Origin of the sequence: Roseateles asaccharophilus, from assembly GCF_004362405.1 — a bacterium.
Taxonomy (GTDB): domain Bacteria; phylum Pseudomonadota; class Gammaproteobacteria; order Burkholderiales; family Burkholderiaceae_C; genus Kinneretia; species Kinneretia asaccharophila.
This window is the reverse complement of record NZ_SNXE01000006.1, coordinates 171,857-191,443: the sequence shown is the minus strand read 5'-3', so window position 1 is coordinate 191,443 and position 19,587 is coordinate 171,857. Positions and strand designations below refer to the sequence as shown.

17 protein-coding genes are annotated in these 19,587 nt (G+C 66.7%); 9 read left to right on the top strand and 8 right to left on the bottom strand.

All coding sequences use genetic code 11. The features are described from left to right. The first annotated feature begins 8 nt into the window (after positions 1–8). The 4 genes from DFR39_RS14005 to nadB all read left to right on the top strand — a co-directional run bounded on the left by DFR39_RS14005 (position 9) and on the right by nadB (position 5,267). Positions 9–494, top strand: coding sequence for a molybdenum cofactor biosynthesis protein MoaE (locus DFR39_RS14005; RefSeq protein WP_133604193.1), 486 nt, complete (start codon positions 9–11; stop codon positions 492–494). Beyond that, positions 491–874, top strand: coding sequence for a fluoride efflux transporter CrcB (gene crcB / locus DFR39_RS14000; protein WP_133604192.1), 384 nt, complete (start codon positions 491–493; stop codon positions 872–874). Before DFR39_RS14005 ends, crcB begins: the two co-directional genes overlap by 4 nt. A gap of 65 nt (positions 875–939) precedes the next feature. Beyond that, positions 940–3,537 (top strand): ATP-dependent chaperone ClpB, encoded by a 2,598-nt coding sequence (gene clpB, locus DFR39_RS13995; RefSeq protein WP_133604191.1) that lies wholly within the window; start codon positions 940–942, stop codon positions 3,535–3,537. A gap of 128 nt (positions 3,538–3,665) precedes the next feature. Next, positions 3,666–5,267: an L-aspartate oxidase gene (gene nadB, locus DFR39_RS13990; RefSeq protein WP_133604190.1), complete on the top strand. Its 1,602-nt coding sequence runs from the start codon at positions 3,666–3,668 to the stop codon at positions 5,265–5,267. 36 nt (positions 5,268–5,303) lie between these two features. On the opposite strand, the gene DFR39_RS13985 is transcribed toward nadB, so the two are convergent. The 3 genes from DFR39_RS13985 to DFR39_RS13975 form a co-directional block, all read right to left on the bottom strand. Next, a complete protein-coding gene (locus DFR39_RS13985) occupies positions 5,304–5,591 on the bottom strand; it encodes a late competence development ComFB family protein (protein WP_133604189.1) in 288 nt (95 codons plus the stop codon). Between the two features lie 120 nt (positions 5,592–5,711). Then, positions 5,712–6,815 carry a quinolinate synthase NadA gene (gene nadA / locus DFR39_RS13980; protein WP_133604188.1) on the bottom strand — a complete coding sequence of 368 codons (1,104 nt, stop codon included), beginning with the start codon at positions 6,813–6,815 and terminating at the stop codon, positions 5,712–5,714. Between the two features lie 50 nt (positions 6,816–6,865). Further along, a complete protein-coding gene (locus DFR39_RS13975) occupies positions 6,866–7,732 on the bottom strand; it encodes an AraC family transcriptional regulator (protein ID WP_133604187.1) in 867 nt (288 codons plus the stop codon). An 88-nt stretch (positions 7,733–7,820) separates the two neighbouring features. Here DFR39_RS13975 and DFR39_RS13970 point away from each other — a divergent pair, with 88 nt between their 5' ends. The 3 genes from DFR39_RS13970 (at position 7,821) to DFR39_RS13960 (ending at position 12,018) form a co-directional block, all read left to right on the top strand. Next, positions 7,821–9,080 (top strand): MFS transporter, encoded by a 1,260-nt coding sequence (locus DFR39_RS13970; RefSeq protein WP_133604186.1) that lies wholly within the window; start codon positions 7,821–7,823, stop codon positions 9,078–9,080. A 97-nt stretch (positions 9,081–9,177) separates the two neighbouring features. Then, entirely contained in the window at positions 9,178–10,890 is a 1,713-nt protein-coding gene (locus DFR39_RS13965) for a thiamine pyrophosphate-binding protein (protein ID WP_133604185.1), read from the top strand. A 402-nt stretch (positions 10,891–11,292) separates the two neighbouring features. Further along, a complete protein-coding gene (locus DFR39_RS13960; RefSeq protein ID WP_162849530.1) occupies positions 11,293–12,018 on the top strand; it encodes a substrate-binding periplasmic protein in 726 nt (241 codons plus the stop codon). A 48-nt stretch (positions 12,019–12,066) separates the two neighbouring features. Here the strand turns inward: DFR39_RS13960 and DFR39_RS13955 are convergent, their stop codons facing one another. Then, positions 12,067–12,399 (bottom strand): YnfA family protein, encoded by a 333-nt coding sequence (locus DFR39_RS13955; protein WP_133604183.1) that lies wholly within the window; start codon positions 12,397–12,399, stop codon positions 12,067–12,069. An 88-nt stretch (positions 12,400–12,487) separates the two neighbouring features. Here DFR39_RS13955 and DFR39_RS13950 point away from each other — a divergent pair, with 88 nt between their 5' ends. Then, positions 12,488–12,715, top strand: a complete 228-nt coding sequence (locus tag DFR39_RS13950; protein WP_133604182.1) for an RNA-binding S4 domain-containing protein — start codon at positions 12,488–12,490, stop codon at positions 12,713–12,715. A gap of 59 nt (positions 12,716–12,774) precedes the next feature. Beyond that, positions 12,775–13,308: a ribonuclease E activity regulator RraA gene (gene rraA, locus DFR39_RS13945; protein ID WP_133604181.1), complete on the top strand. Its 534-nt coding sequence runs from the start codon at positions 12,775–12,777 to the stop codon at positions 13,306–13,308. Positions 13,309–13,314: 6 nt separating this feature from the next. On the opposite strand, the gene DFR39_RS13940 is transcribed toward rraA, so the two are convergent. The 4 genes from DFR39_RS13940 to DFR39_RS19975 are packed head-to-tail and all read right to left on the bottom strand — an operon-like array spanning position 13,315 to position 19,562. Next, positions 13,315–13,875: a flavin reductase family protein gene (locus DFR39_RS13940; RefSeq protein WP_133604180.1), complete on the bottom strand. Its 561-nt coding sequence runs from the start codon at positions 13,873–13,875 to the stop codon at positions 13,315–13,317. Beyond that, positions 13,872–14,591: a phosphoserine phosphatase SerB gene (gene serB, locus DFR39_RS13935; RefSeq protein WP_133604179.1), complete on the bottom strand. Its 720-nt coding sequence runs from the start codon at positions 14,589–14,591 to the stop codon at positions 13,872–13,874. Before serB ends, DFR39_RS13940 begins: the two co-directional genes overlap by 4 nt. Before the next feature lie 21 nt (positions 14,592–14,612). Next, positions 14,613–17,588, bottom strand: coding sequence for a restriction endonuclease (locus tag DFR39_RS13930; RefSeq protein ID WP_133604178.1), 2,976 nt, complete (start codon positions 17,586–17,588; stop codon positions 14,613–14,615). 3 nt (positions 17,589–17,591) lie between these two features. Beyond that, positions 17,592–19,562, bottom strand: coding sequence for a site-specific DNA-methyltransferase (locus DFR39_RS19975; RefSeq protein WP_246030833.1), 1,971 nt, complete (start codon positions 19,560–19,562; stop codon positions 17,592–17,594). Between the last annotated feature and the right edge of the window lie 25 nt (positions 19,563–19,587).

The following is a 19,587-nucleotide window of genomic DNA, read 5'->3' as shown; positions in this document are numbered from 1 at the left end:
ATCCCGCCATGCCTGCCGACACCGCGGCCCGCGTGGCCATACAGACCGAGGACTTCGACCTGAGCACCGAGACCGCCCGCCTGCGCGGCAGCGACGGGGAGGTGGGCGCCGTGGTCAGCTTTGTGGGCACGGTGCGCGACGGCGGCGGCAGCCTGAGCTGCATGGAGCTGGAGCATTACCCCGGCATGACCGAGGCGGCCATCGAGGCCATGGTGGACGAGGCCTTTCGCCGCTTCGAGATCCGCGCCGCGCGGGTGATCCACCGCGTGGGCCCGCTGGCGCCCGGCGCCCAGATCGTGCTGGTGCTGGTGGCCAGCCGTCACCGCGGCCAGGCCTTCGAGGCCTCCGAATTCCTGATGGACTATCTCAAGACCCAGGCCCCCTTCTGGAAGAAGGAGCACACGGCCGAGGGCGCCCGCTGGGTGGACGCCCGCGAGAGCGACGATGCGGCCCTGGCGCGCTGGGGCATTGCCTCGGCCAACGCCGCCGCATGAGCTGGGCACCGGCCGTCGCCGTGGCCCTGGGCGCCGCCGCCGGGGCCCTGCTGCGCTGGCAGACCGGGGTCTGGCTCAATGCCCGCTGGGCTGGCTTTCCCCTGGGCACATTGCTGGTGAATCTGGCGGGCGGGCTGCTGATCGGCATGGCCCTGGAGTATTTCGGTCGCCAGCCCAATGAGTTGCTCAAGCTCTTGCTGGTCACGGGCTTTCTGGGCGGGCTGACCACCTTTTCGGCCTTTTCGGGCGAGTCCCTGGCTCTCTTGCAGCGTGGCCAGTTCGGCTGGGCCCTGGCGCATAGCGCGGCCCATGTGCTGGGCTCTTTGGGGGCGGCGGCCCTGGGTCTGGCAATGATGCGTTTGATCCTGCTCAAGCCCTGAATCACGCGGCGGTCTTGAAATCGCCGTGCAGAGTCCTATCTGCTCGCCAACGGAGGAACCATCCCATGCGAGTCGACAAGCTCACCACCCGTTTTCAGGAAGCCCTGGCCGAGGCCCAGAGCCTGGCCGTCACCCGCGACAACCCCTATATCGAGCCGGCCCATCTGCTCAGCGCCATGCTGGCCCAGGCGGACGGCCCGCGTGCGCTGCTGGAGCGTGCCGGCGTCAAGGTGCCGGCGCTCAAGGCGGCGCTGGACAGCATCCTGTCCGGCCTGCCCCAGGTGCAGGGCGAGGGCCAGCAGGTCCAGCCCAGCCGCGACCTGATCGGCCTGCTGCAGGCGGCCGAGAAGGAGGCCGCCAAGCGTGGCGACCACTACATCGCCAGCGAGATGTTCCTGCTGGTGCTGGCGGACGCCAAGAGCGATCTGGCCGGCATTGCCCGCGGCCATGGTCTGACCCGCAAGGCCCTGGAGAGCGCGGTGGAAGCCGTGCGCGGCGGCCAGAAGGTGGACAGCCAGGAGGCCGAGGGCCAGCGCGAGGCGCTGAAGAAATACACCCTGGATCTGACCGAGCGCGCCCGCCAGGGCAAGCTGGATCCGGTGATCGGCCGCGATGACGAGATCCGCCGCGCCATCCAGGTGCTGCAGCGTCGCAGCAAGAACAACCCGGTGCTGATCGGCGAGCCGGGCGTGGGTAAGACGGCCATCGTCGAGGGCCTGGCCCAGCGCATTGTCAATGGCGAGGTGCCGGACTCCCTGCGCGACAAGCGCGTGCTGGTGCTGGACATGGCGGGCCTCTTGGCCGGCGCCAAGTTCCGCGGCGAGTTCGAGGAGCGGCTCAAGGCCGTGCTCAAGGAAGTGGCCGCCGACGAGGGCCGCATCATCCTCTTCATCGACGAGATCCACACCATGGTGGGCGCGGGCAAGGCCGAGGGCGCGATCGACGCCGGCAATATGCTCAAGCCGGCCCTGGCCCGCGGCGAGCTGCACTGCATCGGCGCGACCACGCTGGACGAGTACCGCAAGTATGTGGAGAAGGACGCTGCCCTGGAGCGCCGCTTCCAGAAGGTGCTGGTGGACGAGCCCACGGTGGAGGCCACCATCGCCATCCTGCGCGGCCTGCAGGAGAAGTACGAGGTGCACCACGGCGTGGAGATCACCGACCCGGCCATCGTGGCCGCGGCCGAGCTCTCGCACCGCTACATCACCGACCGCTTCCTGCCCGACAAGGCCATCGACCTGATCGACGAGGCCGCGGCCAAGATCAAGATCGAGATCGACTCCAAGCCCGAGGTCATGGACAAGCTGGACCGCCGCATGATCCAGCTCAAGATCGAGCGCGAGGCGGTCAAGAAGGAGCAGGACGAGGCCTCGCAGCGCCGTCTGGGCCTGATCGAGGAAGAGCTGCTCAAGCTGCAGCGCGAGTACAACGACCTGGAAGAGATCTGGACCCATGAAAAGGCCCAGGCCCAGGGCAGCGCCCATGTGAAGGAAGAGATCGACAAGATCAAGTTCCAGATCGAGGAGCTCAAGCGCAAGGGCGACTTCAACAAGGTGGCCGAGCTGCAGTACGGCAAGCTGCCCGAGCTGGACAAGCGCCTCAAGGAAGCCCAGGACAAGGAAACCGGCAAGGCCGCCGGCGGCGCGGGCCGCGCCCAGCTGCTGCGCACCCTGGTAGGGGCGGAGGAGATCGCCGAGGTGGTCTCGCGCGCCACCGGCATTCCGGTGTCCAAGCTGATGCAGGGCGAGCGCGACAAGCTGCTCAAGATGGAGGCCAAGCTGCACGAGCGTGTGGTGGGCCAGGACGAGGCCATCGTGGCCGTGGCCGATGCCATCCGCCGCAGCCGTGCCGGCCTGTCCGATCCCAACCGTCCCCTGGGCAGCTTCCTCTTTCTGGGCCCCACGGGCGTGGGCAAGACCGAGCTGTGCAAGGCCCTGGCCGGCTTCCTCTTCGACAGCGAAGAGCACATGATCCGCATCGACATGAGCGAGTTCATGGAGAAGCACTCGGTGAGCCGCCTGATCGGCGCGCCCCCGGGCTATGTGGGCTATGACGAGGGCGGCTACCTGACCGAGGCCGTGCGCCGCAAGCCCTATAGCGTGCTGCTGCTGGACGAGGTGGAGAAGGCCCACCCGGATGTGTTCAATGTGCTCTTGCAGGTGCTGGACGATGGCCGCCTGACGGACGGCCAGGGCCGCACCGTGGACTTCAAGAACACCGTGATCGTGATGACCTCCAACCTCGGCTCGCAGCACATCATGCAGCTGGCGGGTGAGTCGGAAGAGGTGATCCGCGAGGCGGTCTGGGGCGAGGTCAAGAGCCACTTCCGGCCCGAGTTCCTGAACCGCATCGACGAGACGGTGATCTTCCACGCCCTGGGCGCGGCACACATCAAGTCCATCGCCCGCATCCAGCTGGCCCAGCTCGAGGCCCGTCTGGACAAGCTGGAGATGAAGCTGGATGTGAGCGAGGAGGCCCTGGACGAGCTGGCCAAGGTGGGCTTCGACCCGGTGTTCGGCGCCCGGCCGCTCAAGCGCGCCATCCAGCAGCGCATCGAGAACCCGCTCTCCAAGCTCATCCTGCAGGGCCGCTTCGGGCCCAAGGATGTGATTCCGGTGGGCGTGGAGGCGGGCGAGTTCAGCTTCGGGCGCGTGGTGCACTGAAGGCGGCGCGCCCAATCTCCCGCCACCAAGGCCGGCCCCGCGCCGGCCTTGTCTTTGAGGGGCTTCTAGAATCCGCCATCTCTTTTGCATGACGCCCCGATGAAAAGCAAAGCCGGGTGCGCGACGGAATGACTGCTGTTGGGGCTCCCGTAGTGATTGTTGGCGCCGGCCTGGCCGGCCTCACCGTGGCCTTGCACCTGGCCGATCAGGTGCCCGTGGTGGTGCTGGCCAAGCGCGATCTGACTGAGGCGGCCACGGCCTGGGCCCAGGGCGGCATCGTGGGTGTGCTGGGCAGTGACGACAGCATAGACAGCCATGTGCGCGACACCCGCGAGGCCGGGGCCGGTCTGGTGGATGAGGCCACGGCCCGCTTCATTGCGGAGCGCAGCGCGGCCGCCGTGGCCTGGCTGGTGGAGCAGGGCGTGCCTTTCACGCCCGACGATGACGGCCCCCTGGGCTTGCATCTGACCCGCGAGGGCGGCCATGCGGTGCGCCGTATCGCCCACGCGGCGGATGCCACCGGCAAGGCCATCCATGACCAGCTGCTGGCGGCGGCGCGCGCCCATCCCAATATCAGCCTGCGCGAGCGCTGGATGGCGCTGGACCTGATCACCTCGCGCCATGTGCAGCGCCAGGAGTCACCGCGCTGCTACGGCATCTATGCCCTGGACATCGACGCGCAGCGCGTGGAGACCCTGGCGGCGCGCGCCGTGGTGCTGGCCACGGGCGGTGCGGGCAAGGTCTATCGCTACACCACCAATCCCGATACCTCGACCGGCGACGGCATCGCCATGGCCTGGCGCGCGGGCTGCCGGGTGGCGAATATGGAGTTCATCCAGTTCCACCCGACCTGCCTCTATCACCCGCAGGAGCGCAGCTTCCTGATCACCGAGGCCTTGCGCGGCGAGGGCGGGCATCTGAAGTTGCCCGATGGCACTCGCTTCATGGCCGCGCACGACGAACGCATGGAGCTGGCGCCGCGCGATATCGTGGCCCGCGCCATCGACTTCGAGATGAAGAAGCATGGCCTGGACCATGTGTGGCTGGACGCCACGCATCTGGGGGAGGCCTTCCTCAAGGAGCATTTCCCCACCATCCACGCGCGCTGCCTGGCCCTGGGCATCGACATCGCGCGTCAGCCCATTCCGGTGGTGCCGGCGGTGCACTTCACCTGCGGCGGCGTGGTCAGCGATCTGAGCGGCCAGACCGATCTGCCGGGCCTCTACGCCGTGGGCGAGACCGGCTACACCGGCCTGCACGGCGCCAACCGCCTGGCCAGCAATTCCCTGCTGGAGTGCGTGGTGCTGGGCCAGACCTGCGCCGACCACATCCTAGGCCAGGCCGAACTCGCGCCCGCGCCCCTGCCGGCCTGGGACGAAAGCCAGGTGGAAGATGCCGACGAGCAGGTGGTGATCGCCCACAACTGGGACGAGCTGCGACTCCTGATGTGGAACTATGTGGGCATCGTGCGCACCACCAAGCGCCTGGAGCGGGCCCTGCACCGCATCCACCTGCTGCGCGACGAGATCGAGGACTACTACGCCAATTTCCGCGTCAACCGCGATCTGCTGGAACTGCGCAATCTGGTGGACTGTGCCGAGCTGATCGTGCGCTCGGCCCTGCTGCGCCACGAGAGCCGCGGCCTGCACTACAGCCGCGACTACCCGCAGACCCTGCCGGTGAGCTTCCCCACGGTGCTGATTGCCGAGCGCAGCTGGCGCGGCGCCTGAGAGATACCGCGGCGCAAGGGCCGCGGTGCGGCATCGTCAGCCGCGGCTGCGCAGCGCGCTGCGGGCGCGCACAAAGTTGAAGGCGTAGCTCACCGCGTCGCGGATCGCCACATTCATCTCCAGGCGCTCGGACTCGGTGAGATAGAAGGCGAAGTCCACCTGGTGGCGGATGTAGCGCGGGGGCAGGCGGTTCAGGGCCACGCAGGCCACATCCACCAGCAGCCCCTCATTGCCGGCCACATCGGGGAAGTCGGCGGCTTGCGCCACCACCTCGTTGAAGACCTCGCGTTCGTGATGGTTGTGCAGGGAGGTGAAGTCGGTCATGGCGCAATGCTCCTGTCCTGGATGTCGGCGGCAACGATAGGGCGTTTATAGCCGCTGCAGACCCGAAAAAAACCGGCTTCGCCCCCCGCATCTGTGCGCTCGCGGGGTGAGCGAGCAGGCTCAGGCCGCGCCCAGATGCGGCTGCAGGCCCGGCAGCTTGCCGGCCTTGAGGGCGGCGGTGAAGTCCAGCATGCGGTCGATGCAGGCCTTGGCCTGGGCGCGCACGGGTTCTTCCACCTGGATCTCGCCCAGGCCCTGCTCCAGGCAGTCCACCACGCCCTGCAGGCCGTTCATAGCCATCCAGGGGCAGTGGGCGCAGCTCTTGCAGGTGGCGCTGTTGCCGGCGGTGGGCGCCTCGATCAGCACCTTGCCGGGCGCCAGCTGGCGCATGCGGTGCAGGATGCCGTTGTCGGTGGCTACGATGTACTCGTGGGCCTGGCCCTCGACCACGGCCTTGATCAGGGCCGAGGTGGAACCCACCACATGGGCCTTGTCCACCACGCTCTTGGGCGACTCGGGGTGGACCAGGATCATCGCGTCCGGGTGCTGCTCGCGCAGCAGGTCCAGCTCCAGGCCCTTGAACTCGTCGTGCACGATGCAGGCGCCGTTCCACATCAGCATGTCGGCACCGGTCTGCTCCTGGATGTAGCGGCCCAGGTGGCGGTCGGGGGCCCACAGGATTTTCTCGCCCTGGGCCTTGAGGTGGGACACGATCTCCAGCGCGCAGGAGCTGGTGACCATCCAGTCGGCGCGGGCCTTCACCGCGGCGCTGGTGTTGGCATAGACCACCACCTTGCGGTCCGGGTGAGCGTCGCAGAAGCGGGCGAACTCCTCGGCCGGGCAGCCCAGGTCCAGGGAGCAGGTGGCGTCCAGATCGGGCATCAGCACCCGCTTCTCGGGGCTGAGGATCTTGGCGCTCTCGCCCATGAAGCGCACGCCGGCCACCACCAGGGTCTGGGCCGCGTGGTCGCGGCCGAAGCGCGCCATCTCCAGGGAGTCGGAGACGATGCCGCCGGTCTCCAGGGCCAGGTCCTGCAGATCGCCGTCCACGTAGTAGTGCGCCACCAGCACCGCATTGCGGGCCTTCAGCAGGGCGGCCGCGCGGGCCTTGAGTTCGCGGCGCTGGCTGGGGTTCAGCGGGGGCGGGACCTTGGCCCAGGCGTGGGCGGTGCAGCTCTCGCCCGCGGCGTCCTGGCGGGTGTAGTCGAAAAGAACCTGGCTCATGGCGCGATTTTAGGCGCCGCGCCGCGGCCGCCGCCGGGCCAGGGGCTTGATCAGGCTTCGGCGAAGAAGCGGCTGGGCGGCATGCCCACGGTGCGGGTGACCATGGCGGTGAAGGCACTGGCGCTGGCATAGCCCAGCTCGGCCGCGATCAGATTCATGGGGGTGTGGCGGGCCGCCATAGACAGGGCATGGGCCAGCAGCACCTGGCTGCGCCACTGGGTGTAGCCCGTGCCCAGCTGCTCGCGGAACAGGCGCGAGAGGGTGCGCTCGCTGGCCCCCACCTCGCGCGCCCAGCCGCTCAGGCTGGCGTGGCGGGCCGGGGCCGCGATCAGGGCCTCGCACAGGCGGCGCAGGCGCTTGTCGCGCGGCAGGGCCACGCCCAGCTGCAGGCTGCGCGCGCGGCGCAGCTCGTCCACGATCAGGTGATTGATGCAGCGCGCGCGCTCGCCCGCCGCGGCGTTTTCCGGACGGGCATCGGGGTCCAGGGTCAGCTGCAGGACCAGCTCGCGCAGCAGGGGCGAGACCTCCAGCACCCGGCATTGCGACCAGGGAGGCTGCGTGCTGTCGAGCTGGCTGGCATGCAGATACAGGGTGCGCAGATCGGCCTGCTCGATGGCCGTGACGGCATGCACCACCTGAGGCGGAATCCAGACCGCCCGCGAGGGCGGCACGATGAAGTTGCAGGACAGCAGGGCCTCGGCGTCCTGCGGGGAGTTGCGCCGCGGCGTGGGCGAACCGAGCGGCTCGGTGCTGACGCGCACCGCCCCGGCCATGGAGAAGACCAGCTGGCCCCAGTCGTGGTGATGGGGCTGGATGTCCATGTTGTGGGCCATGAGGCGAGCCTTGCCACGCAAGGGGCACTCGGCGCTGGGCGCAAAGCGCAGCGGGTCGGCGGGCGGCAAACTGGTGCGGCGCATGCGTGGGGCGGCTGGGTTTGGCGGAAAAACGATAGAGCCTGTCGAACTATCGTAACTCTGTCTTGGGCCGGGCGCCTACATTGGGCTCATGAATACCGATGTACTCACACAAGAAGGCCCGTCGCAGGCCCGACGCGACTACGGCACCATCAGCCTGATCGGCCTGGCCCATGGCTGCTCCCACTTCTTCCACCTGCTGCTGCCGCCCTTGTTTCCGGCCTTCATCCGCGACTTTGGCCTGAGCTACTCGGAGCTGGGTCTGCTGGTCACGGTGTTCTTCATCATCTCGGGCCTGGGTCAGGCGCTGGCGGGCTTTGTGGTGGACCGCATCGGCGCCCGCCCGGTGCTGTTTGCGGCCATGCTTTGCTTTGTACTGGCTTCGTTGGCGGCCGGCCTGGCCGGCGGCTTTGCCGGCCTGATGCTGGCGGCCGCCCTGGCCGGCCTGGGCAACTCGCCCTTCCATCCGGCGGACTTCACGATTCTCAACAAGCGGGTGTCCCAGGCGCGCCTGGGACACGCCTTCTCGGTGCATGGCATCAGCGGCAATCTGGGCTGGGCTCTGGCACCGGTCTTCTCCATCGGCATTGCTGAGGCCACGGGCAACTGGCGGCATGCCTATCTGGGCACCGCCCTGCTGGCCCTGGCGGTGCTGGCCCTGCTGTGGTGGCAGCGCGCGGCCCTGGATGACCGGCAGGGGCAATGGGCCCATGCGTCCAAGACGGCGACCGGGGCTTCGCCTGCCGAGGAGCACCCCATGGCCTTTTTGCGCCTGCCCTCGGTCTGGCTGTGCTTCAGCTTCTTCTTCTTCACCACGGCGGCGCTGTCCGCCATCCAGAGCTTTGCCAGCCCGGCCCTGGGCCAGATGTATGGCCTGCCGCTGAGCCTGACCGCCTATGTGGTGACGGGCTATATGCTCTGCGGCGCCCTCGGCATGGTGGTGGGCGGTTTTCTGGTGGCACGGGTGCAGCGCCTGGAGCGCACCATTGCCGCGGCCATGGCTGCCGCGGCCCTGGCCCTGCTGCTGACGGCCAGCGGCTGGCTGCCGCCGCTCGCTGCCTTGGTGCTCACCGCGCTCGCCGGCCTGGGCACGGGCCTGGCCGGTCCCTCGCGCGACATGCTCATCAAGCGCGCCGCGCCCCCGGGCGCGACGGGCCGGGTCTATGGCACGGTGTATTCGGGCCTGGATCTGGGTTTTGCCCTGGCCGCCCCGGTGTTTGGCGCCTTGCTGGACCGCGGCCATGCCGCCGGGGTCTTCAGCGGCGCGGCCCTGGCGTTGGGGCTGGGCATAGGCTCGGCCGCGATGGTGGGCCTGAGCATTGTGCGGCGCAGCGTGGCGCAGCCGGCCTGAGGCCAGAGGCGATGGGCCGCGCGTCGTTACAACGCCGCGGGCCCCCAGGGGCCGCCCCCATGCCGGTCTTGCCCAAGGCTGGCTACAGTCGGGCGGCATGAGCCCCACCACCTCCCGCCTTGCCGGCCATGCCCTGGTTGAAGCCCTGATCGCCCAGGGCGTGACCGATGTCTTCGGTGTGCCCGGCGAAAGCTATCTGGCTGTGCTGGACGGCTTTCACGAGCACCGCGAGCAGATCCGCTTCATCGCCTGCCGCCAGGAGGGCGGGGCGGCCTTCATGGCCGAGGCCCAGGGCAAGCTCACGGGCCGGCCCGGCATCTGCTTCGTGACCCGCGGCCCCGGCGCCACCAATGCCAGCATCGGCCTGCACACCGCCTTCCAGGACAGCACGCCGATGATTCTCTTCATCGGCCAGGTGGCCAGCGAGCAGCGCGACCGCGAGGCCTTCCAGGAGCTGGACTACCGCCAGATGTTCGGGCCCGGCACGCTGGGCATGGCCAAGTGGGTGGGCGAGGTGCAGGATGCCGACCGTCTGCCCGAGTACGTGGCGCGCGCCTTCCACACCGCTCTGCAGGGCCGGCCCGGCCCCGTGGTGCTGGTGCTGCCCGAGGACATGCTGACGCGTGCGACGAGTGTCCCCGTGCTGCCGCGCGTGCGCGCCGCCGAGGCCGCGCCCACGCCTGCTGCCCTGGCCGAGCTGCGCGAGCGTCTGTCGGCCGCAAAACGCCCCTTGGTCATTGCCGGCGGCGGTGGCTGGACGGCCCAGAGCACGGCCGCCCTGCAGCGCTTTGCCGAGGCCTGGCAGCTGCCTGTGGGCTGCGCCTTCCGCTTCCAGGACCTGTTCGACAACAGTCATCCGAACTACGCCGGCGATGTGGGCATAGGCATCAACCCGAAGCTGGCAGCGCGGGTGCGCGAGGCGGATCTGATCCTGGCCCTGGGCCCGCGCCTGGGCGAGATGACCACGGGCGGCTACACGCTGCTGCAGGCGCCGCGCCCGCAGCAGCAGCTGATCCACATCCACGCTGGGGCGGAGGAGCTGGGCCGTGTCTATGCGGCGGATCTGATGATCAATGCCAGCATGGGCTGCGCCGCCCCCGCCCTGGCCGAGCTGTCGCCGCCCGAGGCCATGCCCTGGGCCGCGTGGACGCGCAGCGCCAATGCCGACTACGCCGCCAACCGCCAGTCCACACCGGTGAGCCCGCTGGACATGGCCGAGGTGGTGCGCCAGCTCTCCACGCGCCTGCCCGTGGGCACCCTCTTCACCAATGGCGCCGGCAACTACAGCGGCTGGCTACACCGCTTCCACGCCTACACGGCCCTGCACCAGCACGGCCGCAGCCAGCTGGCGCCCACCAGCGGGGCCATGGGCTATGGCCTGCCGGCGGCCGTGGCCGCGGCCCTGATCCAGCAGCGCTGGGTGGTCAATATCGCCGGCGATGGCGACTTCCTGATGAACGGCCAGGAACTGGCCACGGCCACCGGCTATGGCGCCCGGCGCCTGATCTCGGTGGTGGTGGACAACGGGACCTACGGCACCATCCGCATGCACCAGGAGCGTGAGTATCCGGGCCGCGTCTCGGGCAGCGATCTCTTCAACCCCGACTTCGCCGCCCTGGCCCAGGCCTATGGCTGGCGCGCCGCCCGCGTGGCGCGCACCGAAGACTTCGAGTCCGCGCTGTGCGAGGCCCTGGCCCACCCCGAGCAGCCCACGCTGCTGCATCTGAAGCTGGACGCGGATGTGTCGACCAGCCGCAGCACGCTCAGCGCCATCCGCGAGGCGGCTCGCCAGCGCCTGGCTGGTTCCTGACCGGGGCCTGGCCTGGCCTGGCCGGGGCATGGGCGTGCGCATGCAGCTCGGCTCCGAGTCCGGCAGTCCTGTGGTGATGGAGGCTCCGTCAGGCCGTGTCTTGCCGGCGCGGCGGCCGTGAACACGGTCGGTGGCTCCGCGCTGGAGTGCTTGGAAAGAGCGGCTTAGTCAAGGCGGCGTTCGGGGGCTGGCCATCAGCGCGTCCTCGAGTTCGTAGGTCGACAGATGCAGCAGGCCGCAAGCCACTTGCGCGCGGTGGCTGCGCACTTGTGCACATGCGGTTCGGTCTGCTTCTGATAGCCTGATAAGCAAGTGGCTTCTCCTGCATGGTCCATGCGCCGTCGTGCTTTTTTACTTGCCTCGATGCTGGCGGATTGCGCGTGGAGCGAAGGCCTCGGCGCGGTGCCTGCCAAGACGCAGCGCCTGAAAGTTTTCACGACCGAGTACCCGCCATATGCCTCGACACAGCTGCCCGGGCAGGGCGGCGCGGTGCAGATGCTGCGCGAGCTGCTGGCGCCCACAGCCTATGAACCGAATGTCGTGTTCCGCCCCTGGGCGCGCCTGGGTATCGAGATTCAGCAGGGCGCGGTTGATCTGGTCCTGCTGGCCTGGCCGGGGGATATCGAGCAACACCGGCTGCTGGCGAGCTTGCCCTGGTTCAGCAGCCGCCTGGGTCTGTATGTCCGGCGCGAGGACTGGCGTGCTGATGGTCTGGGCGTGGCGGCCCTGCGTGGGCGTGAGGTGGCAGGCGTGCGCGACTATGCCTATCCACCCCAGGTTCATGCCGCAGGAATGGTGGTGAAGCCCGGCCTCAGTGACGAGCTCAATCTGCGCATGCTGGCGCTGCGGCGACATGATCTGGTCCTGCTGGAGCGGGCTGTGGGGCGTTATCTGCTGACCCAGCTGAAACTGACGCCCCCAGGTGATGCACGCGAGCCGCTCTGGCAGGAACCCGCTCTTGCCGAACTACCGATGCTGGTCGGGGTGGTACGGGGGCGACCCCACAGCCAGCACCTGCTGAACGTTCTCGATCAGCAGTTTCGCGACTATGTGCGAAGCGGACGCTATCAGCGCCTGATCACCCGACATGGTTTTGACGCCTTTGACGCGGGGGCGCTCAAGAGTTGAACCGGAGCCTTGTCGGACGCTTTGGCACCGATCAGGGGCGCATCGCCCCTAGGCCTGGCGTGGCGCGAACATGATGATGGCCATGCCGGCCAGCGCCACCAGGCCGCCGATCAGGTCCCAGCTCGTGGGGCGAATGCCGTCCACCAGCCAGAGCCAGCCTAGGGCGGTGAAGACGTAGACGCCGCCATAGGCCGCATACACCCGGCCGGAGGCCGTCGGGTGCAGGGTCAGCAGCCAGGCGAACAGCGCCAGGCTCAGGGCGGCCGGCAGCAAAAGCCAGGCGCTTTTGCCGTGCTTGAGCCAGAGATAGGGCAGGTAGCAGCCCACGATCTCTGCGACGGCGGTGACGAGAAACAGGGCGAGGGTCTTGAGATCAAACACGGTATCAGGGCACGGGGCGACTGAAGCACAGCGGGCGGTATGCAACGGTAGCACCGCCGGCCCCAAGCCCCTCGACGACAATCACGCCATGCAAGATATTTCCTTTGAACTGCGCGGCGAGTACATCGAGCTGGACAAGCTGCTCAAGGCCACGGGCCTGGCGGACAGCGGTGGCCACGCCCGCATGATGATCACCGAGGGCCAGGTGCGGGTGGATGGTCAGGCCGAGTCGCGCAAGACCGCCAAGATTCGCGCCGGCCAGCGCGTGCAGCTGCAGGGCCAGCCTGCCATCTTCGTGCTGGCGCCCCAGGGCTGATAACCTCGCCGGCTGAGCCCGCGGGCTCAGCGTTTCGCGTTCATGCACGGAGCCCCTCGATGAGTCTGCTGCCTCTTGCCTTCTCGACCTGCGATCTCTGCGATGCCCACAAGGGCGATGAGAGCGGGGCCTTTCGGGTACTGCCCGGCGGGCTTTACCGCAGCTACGGTGGGCATGTGGACTTTGCCGGGCCTGTCGCCACGGTGCGCTGCCTGGAGGACAACAGCGCGGTCAAGCAGGCCGTGGAGTCGCCGGGCCGGGGCCGGGTGCTGGTGGTGGATGGCGGCGGCTCCATGAAGCGCGCGCTGCTGGGCGGCAATCTGGCGGCGGCCGCGGCCAAGAACGGCTGGGCCGGTCTGCTGATTCACGGCTGCGTGCGCGATCTGGCCGAGCTGCGCGAGACCGAGCTGGGCATTCTGTCCCTGGGCCATATGCCCTTGCCCACGGAGCGGCGGGGCCAGGGCCTGGCCGATGTGGCGGTGCAGATCGGCGGCGGTGTCTGGGTGCGTCCGGGTGACTGGCTCTATGCCGATGAGGACGGCACCGTGATCTCGGCGCGGCCCCTGCACGGCGGCTTGCTGTCAGCGCCGTAATCGACCTCAGCCCCGGCCCTGCAGCACCGGCCCGCCGCTGGTGAGGAAGTTGCCGCCGCCCAGATGGTGCAGGGCGCGCTGCTCGGGGGGCAGGTCTTGCCAGTGGCCGTCTTTGAAGGCCCAGTCCTCGGCCCAGGCGGCGATCACCTCGGCCAGGAAGAGGTCGTAGGTCTGCTGGTTGTGCGGCTCGGGGTAGATGCGGCATTCCAGCCAGGCCAGGCAGCCTTCCACCAGCGGGGCCTGGACCCGGCTGGCTGAAGCGGTGGCGATGCCGTAGTGGGCGAACTTGTCCATCTCGCGGCCGGAGTGCTGGCCCACGCCGCAGACCAGATCCACCTGGGCCGCGCAGGGCACGGCCAGCACGAACTCGCCCGAGGCCTCGATCAGCGCGCGGCTGTAGGTGCTCTTGTCGATCACCACCGCCACCTTGGGCGGGCTGAAGTCCAGCGGCATATTCCAGGCCGCGGCCATCACATCGCGCCGCCCCTCGTGGGCGCTGGCCACCAGCACCGTGGGGCCGTGGTTGAGCAGGCGCAGGGCCTTGGAGAGCTCGACCGGAACTCTCAACGCAGCACCGTCAGCAGGCTGTCCAGCCCGCCGCTGTTGATGGCCACCATGGCCTGTTCACGCACCTTGGGCTTGGCGCAATAGGCCACGGAGAGGGCGGCGGCGCCCATCATGGGCAGGTCGTTGGCGCCGTCGCCCACGGCGATGGCCTGGGTGCTGGCATCGGCGCCGATCTCGGCGCAGCAGGCCAGCAGCATGCGGCGCTTTTCCTCGCCGTCACAGATCTCGCCCCAGGGCTGCATCACCAGGCCGCCGGTCAGGGCGCCGGTGGCGTCGAAGGCCAGCTCATTGCTGCGCACATAGTCCATGCCCAGCTCGGCCGCCACAAAGCGGGTGAAGAAGGTGAAGCCGCCCGAGACCAGCAGCAGCTTGAGCCCGGCGCCCTTGAGCGCGGCGCAGAGCTCGCGCGCACCGGGGTTGAACTGCAGGCGCTCGGTCAGGACCTGCTCCAGCGCCGACCGAGGCACGCCCTTGAGCAGGGCCAGGCGGCGGCGCAGGCTGTCCTTGAAGTCGGTGATCTCGCCGCGCATCGCGGCCTCCGTGATGGCGGCCACCTCGGCCTTCTTGCCCGCGGCGGCGGCGATCTCGTCGATGCACTCGATATTGATCAGGGTCGAGTCCATGTCGAAGGCCGCGATGCGGAAATCGGCGAGACGCAGTGGGGGCGTGAAGCCCTGGGTGATTAGGGCGGGGAGGTTTTGAAAAGATTCACTCATGAGATTCAAGCGGGTTGGGTCCTAAACCTGTGCATCAATTTGCTGAATGATCTGACCCAAGTTCTCAGTGTTGATGCGCGTACTGAAGCGCACATTCACCCCTTCGGCTTGAAGCGCCGCGAAAAACTGACGTGCGGCGTCAATCTTCCAGCGCTCGTCCTGAGGAATGTCTAGCGTGGAGTCATAGCCCTTGGTTTCAACGACCAAGTAAAGCGATTGCGCTTGGCCGCCACGCGTCAGCACATAGCCGAAATCTGGGTTGTAGTTGCCCGCCGGCGTGGGGATGTTGATGCGCGGCAGCTTGGCAAATACGGTGATCTGCGTGTGGTTAGATGCATCCACCGTGTCGCGTTCAATTTGGCTGTCTACCGGCATCAGGGCGTCCTGGTACAGCGAGCGATCACGCACGCTGGAGTCGCCAATGGCGTGCTCTTCCTTGCCGCACAGGCTGAGAGGGATGGTCTTGAGCAATTGCCCGGTCCTGTCGGTCAGCGCGGTTTCAACGCGAATTTCGCGCAGGGCGTAGCTGACCTTGTTGATCACCAGCTCGTGGATGCAACGCTGCATCACATCGCGCAACAGCAGCAGCGCTCGGTTTTCGTTGTGCTGGATCTGGGCAAACTTGTCTTCAGGCATGCGGCGCAAGATGTCTGCGACGGTGTGCACCGACAAGCGCGTCATGTTCGCCAGTTCGCGTACGAACTGCGCCAGTGTGTAGACCGAGTGGGGCTTGACCAAGTAGGGGCTCTGCACGCTGCGGGCCTCGTTGATCGTTTCCACCCCAGTCGTGCGTGTCACGCTGACTGAAAGCGGCAAGACCTTGAAGTCGCTGGCTATGCGCTGCAGCACATGCGTCTTGAAGGCCTCGGTGTCCAAGTCGTAGCGCAGCACGGCACGGCGGTTGAGGTTCTCCCACAGGTGTTTGAACTTCTGGTACTGCTCAGGCCGAATCGTCAGCTGCGGCGCAGCCTGCGGCTTCTTGGCCTTGATCTGCCCCGCGCCATCGTAGTAAGCGTCCAGGTACTCGACCAACTGTTTGGCCTGCCCGGCCGTGAAGCCCGGCACCTGCGCCAGCAGAGCCCTCTCCAGCGCATCCCGGCGGGCTTGGTAAGGGGCTTTGTCCAGTACCAGCGTGGCCGTGCCGCTGGCCATATCCAACTGGGCGATGCCCTGCTGGGCCAAAGCGCCCAGCAAGGCCACAGTCATGAAGGGGTTGTCGCTCGCGATGATGCCGTTGAGCCGCAGCACTTCGTGGCTGAGCTGCTGAGACACGCGCTTGACGCTGTGCGCGGCGATCTCGCTTTGAATGGCCCGCACGAAATCACCCTCGCTGGCCGGCACCACCACCACCAGGTCGTTGATTTCGTCGAAGGCGGCATCGTCGACGCTCACGCGTTCCAGCTGCTGGTTCACAGCCAGGCGCAAGCCCCGGCCGATCTGTTGCAGCTTGGTGATCTTGGAATCACTCGGCGCCAGCTTGCACAGCGTGAACACATTGGGATTGTCCCAACCCTCTTGCAGCGCCCACATCGAGAAGATGAAGCGCAGGTCGGTGTCAAAAGACAGCAGCCTCTCCTTGTCCTGCAGGATCAGCTTGATGGCTTCCTCCTCGCCCTTTTCGCTGTGCGAGCGGGCAAAGTAACCCTTGTGCACCCGGCTCACATCGGCTGTGGTACGCGCCAGATAGGCGCGGTAGTCGGGGTCCAGGTCGGGCCGTGCCAGCAACTCGGTCAGCTGTGCCAGGTAGTGCCGCTCAAAAGTCTCGCGCAGCACGGCCGGCCGTTGGCCGTCGGGCAGGTACTTGTAAACAGCGTCGATGAAAAACAGGCTGATGGCTTTGATGCCGCGTTTGAACAGCGCCTCTTCGCGCTCGAAATGGTTGGCCACCGTGCGTTGCACCAGCAATGACTGCACCTCATCGGCCAACATGCCGTAGCCGGTGGCCTCGCCCAGGGGCAGGGTAAAGCCGTTGGTGAACAGCAGTTCCTTGGTCGTGATGCCCTCCACGACATAACCTTCCAGCCAGGCTAGGCCGGTCTTCTCGCCCAGGTTGTCCTTGGCCTGCAGCGTGATGCTTGCCGTCTTCCCCGTCGCCGTCTGGTAGCGCACCTGCGCGGTGCGCGCCTTGGCGCTCCCGCTCACTTGGTTCAGCAGCAAGGTCTGCGCCATGTCGGCGCCCGAGCCCACCGTGTCCACCGTGATGCCCTTGACCAGGCGCTGGCGAAACGCCTCCAGGCTGTCCAGGGTGTAGATCAGGTTCTTGAACTCATCGCGCTTGAAGGTGGCCCCAAAGCGCAGGGTCAGAATGGGGTTGAACTTGGGTAGGTACTCCTTGACCACCTTGCCGTCAAAGCGGTGTGGCTCGTCGATGATGAGCACCGGGCGGATGGCGGCCAGCGCCTCCATATAGCTCTTGGCCCGGCCAAACAGATTGGACTCCACGCCGCGCTTGTTGATGACCTTGTTGTCACCCGCAAACGACTGGTAGGTGGCCACCATGACCGAGATCCCAGCATTGGCCGCGTGGATGAAGCCCTTGACTGTTTTGTCCGAATAATTGAATACGTTGATCTTCTGATTCCCGTACTCGCGGGCGAAAAACGCCGCCGTGGTCTGCAGCGTCTTGATCGTGCCCTGACGAATCGCGTTGCTTGGCACCAGCACGATGAACTTGGACAGACCGTAGTTCTGGCGCAGGCGGTGGATGGTCTCGATGAAGGTGAAGGTCTTGCCCGTGCCGGTTTCCATCAACACATCGAGCGACAGCGCCGGTGTGGGCGTGTGCGGCACGTCGATCGCCCCGGTCTGGATGCCGTTCGCCTGCCGGATGCGCTCGATATTGGCCTGCAGCGTGCGCTGCGCTTCATGCGCCACATAGGTCGGGTTGGCGTGCACGCTGCCGGGCGGCACAAAGCGCACATCGGTGAAGACCTGGAACACGCTGTCCACGGCCTGCGCCTGGTAGGCCAGGCGGGTGTACTGGAATTGCGCGCTCATCGCTCAGCCCCGCAGGCGCAGCTTGTCTTCCGACAGGCCCAGGGTTTCGAGCAGGGTCTTGGCGCCAAGCAGGAAGTTGTTGTCCTGCACCCAGGGCGCATAGACGCACAGGTGCTGGATGGGGGTGCCCTCGGCCTTCATCTGCGCCAGCGCTTGGCCCAGCGCTTCGGTGTCCACCTCGTGCAGGATCAGCAACACATCGGCTGCCCGGTACAGCGCCTGCTCGCGCAAGGGCACGATGCGGGTCGACAAGGCTAGGCCCTCGGCCAGCAAGAGGTTGTAGAGGATGCGCGGCAATTGCGCGGGCTGCGGCGTGGCAATGCTGGCCTGCAGCGTGGCCAGGTCGTCTTGAGTGGCCTCGCTCAAGGGCTTTTGCAGGATCAAGGCATCCGGGTCATCCGCCAACTCGAACACCCGAAAGCCGGTATCCAAATCCGGCTTGTCGGCCTTGAGCTTGGCCCCGGCGCGGCGGAGTCGCTCGGCGGTGATCTCGAAAATCGTGGCCTCGGGTTTGGCCAAAGTTTCGGTCACGAAAGCGTACGCCTCCTTTTGCTTCTTGGGTTCAATGGGCTCAGGAATTTGGACCAGGACAAACTTGCGCTTACCTCCGTCAGAGATATTCTGTTTCCATACGGCATGAGCTGTCGTTCCTGATCCTGCAAAGAAGTCAACAACGATGCAGTTGTCGTCTGCTGAATCTGTGGCCATTTCAATGAACTTGCACAAAACCGTTTCGTCCTTCGGGAAGTCGAAAACGTTCTCAGCCAAAAGTTTCCCCAACCTTTCAGAAGCGGACCTGGCGGCTTGGTAGTAGACGCTCGGTGGAGTCAGTGAGTCGGTTTCGTGCAGATAGCGTCGAACCATCACGCTTGTATCCGTGATGAACGAGATGCGGTCATCGGCGACAAGTCGGTCAAACTCAGCTTGATCGAATGCCCAGCCGCGGTTGCGCCGCAGGGGGATCACCTTGCCCGTCTTCGGGTTGATAAGGCTGAACTTCCTTCCCCCAGGCGCTGTTGGATCGTCTTCCTTGTAGGCGCCATGAGAGTCGATGTAGCGGAAGCGCCGCAGCATGTAAGAAGGCGTGGACTTCATTGCGCGGAACCAGTTGCCTAATCCTTCGGATGCCGCGTTGTGGTCTTCTCCGTGCACTGCCTTGAGGCGGGCCACCTCCGCAAACACCGGGTCAGCCCCTTCCTTCTTGATTCCCCAGTCTCGCGGCAGCGCATCACGGTTGCTCGCGTAGATCAAAACGTACTCGTGGACAGTACCAACTTGCCTTGCGTCGTTCTTGTTTGCGCCTTCCCAGACTAGCTGGGCCACAAAATTTTCCTGGCCAAAAACCTCATCACACAACAGCTTCAGCTGTGCCTGCTCGTTGTCATCGATGGAGATGAAGATCACCCCATCGTCGCGCAGCAGGTCTTTGGCCAGCAGCAGGCGCGGGTACATAAAGCTCAGCCAGCCGCTGTGGGTGCGGGCACCGTAGATGTTCTTGATGTAGTCGATGTTGTCGGCGCTGTAGCCCAAAGCGCTCAACACCTCGCTTTGGCGGGCGCTGAAGTCGTCGCGGTAAATGAAGGCATCGCTCTGGGTGTTGTAGGGCGGGTCGATGTAGATCAGCTTGACTTTGCCGAAGTAGCTGTGCCGCAGCAGGCGCAGGGCATCCAGGTTGTCGCCCTTGATGAGCAGGTTGCCGGTGTTGTCCCAATCCTGGCTGTCATCGGGCAGCGGCTGCAGGATTTTTTGGGGTGGCACAAAGGCGCTGTGATAGGCCTCGCGCTTGCCCACCCAGCGCAGCTCATAGCCATCTTCCTCCACCCGGATGCCGCCTGGGTTGGCTGGGTCCAGCGCCTGCTGGATGGCGGCAGCATTGACGCGCACGCTGCCATCGGGGGCGGTCTCCAAGGCTTGGGGGAAGAGCTCGCGCAGCAATTCGAGCTTGATCGCTGCGGGGCTGGGGGCCTTGAGCACGGGGTGGCGGTGTGTTGGCATGGTT

What these genes read in the sequence shown, in the direction of transcription:
- DFR39_RS13985 (WP_133604189.1), bottom strand. Translation starts at nt 5,591, where the DNA reads ATGACCGACTTCACCTCCCTGCACAACCATCACGAACGCGAGGTCTTC.
- clpB (WP_133604191.1), top strand. Translation starts at nt 940, where the DNA reads ATGCGAGTCGACAAGCTCACCACCCGTTTTCAGGAAGCCCTGGCCGAG.
- crcB (WP_133604192.1), top strand. Translation starts at nt 491, where the DNA reads ATGAGCTGGGCACCGGCCGTCGCCGTGGCCCTGGGCGCCGCCGCCGGG.
- DFR39_RS13965 (WP_133604185.1), top strand. Translation starts at nt 9,178, where the DNA reads ATGAGCCCCACCACCTCCCGCCTTGCCGGCCATGCCCTGGTTGAAGCC.
- serB (WP_133604179.1), bottom strand. Translation starts at nt 14,591, where the DNA reads ATGAGTGAATCTTTTCAAAACCTCCCCGCCCTAATCACCCAGGGCTTC.
- nadB (WP_133604190.1), top strand. Translation starts at nt 3,666, where the DNA reads ATGACTGCTGTTGGGGCTCCCGTAGTGATTGTTGGCGCCGGCCTGGCC.
- rraA (WP_133604181.1), top strand. Translation starts at nt 12,775, where the DNA reads ATGAGTCTGCTGCCTCTTGCCTTCTCGACCTGCGATCTCTGCGATGCC.
- DFR39_RS13975 (WP_133604187.1), bottom strand. Translation starts at nt 7,732, where the DNA reads ATGCGCCGCACCAGTTTGCCGCCCGCCGACCCGCTGCGCTTTGCGCCC.
- DFR39_RS13970 (WP_133604186.1), top strand. Translation starts at nt 7,821, where the DNA reads ATGAATACCGATGTACTCACACAAGAAGGCCCGTCGCAGGCCCGACGC.
- DFR39_RS13930 (WP_133604178.1), bottom strand. Translation starts at nt 17,588, where the DNA reads ATGAGCGCGCAATTCCAGTACACCCGCCTGGCCTACCAGGCGCAGGCC.
- DFR39_RS14005 (WP_133604193.1), top strand. Translation starts at nt 9, where the DNA reads ATGCCTGCCGACACCGCGGCCCGCGTGGCCATACAGACCGAGGACTTC.
- nadA (WP_133604188.1), bottom strand. Translation starts at nt 6,815, where the DNA reads ATGAGCCAGGTTCTTTTCGACTACACCCGCCAGGACGCCGCGGGCGAG.
- DFR39_RS13950 (WP_133604182.1), top strand. Translation starts at nt 12,488, where the DNA reads ATGCAAGATATTTCCTTTGAACTGCGCGGCGAGTACATCGAGCTGGAC.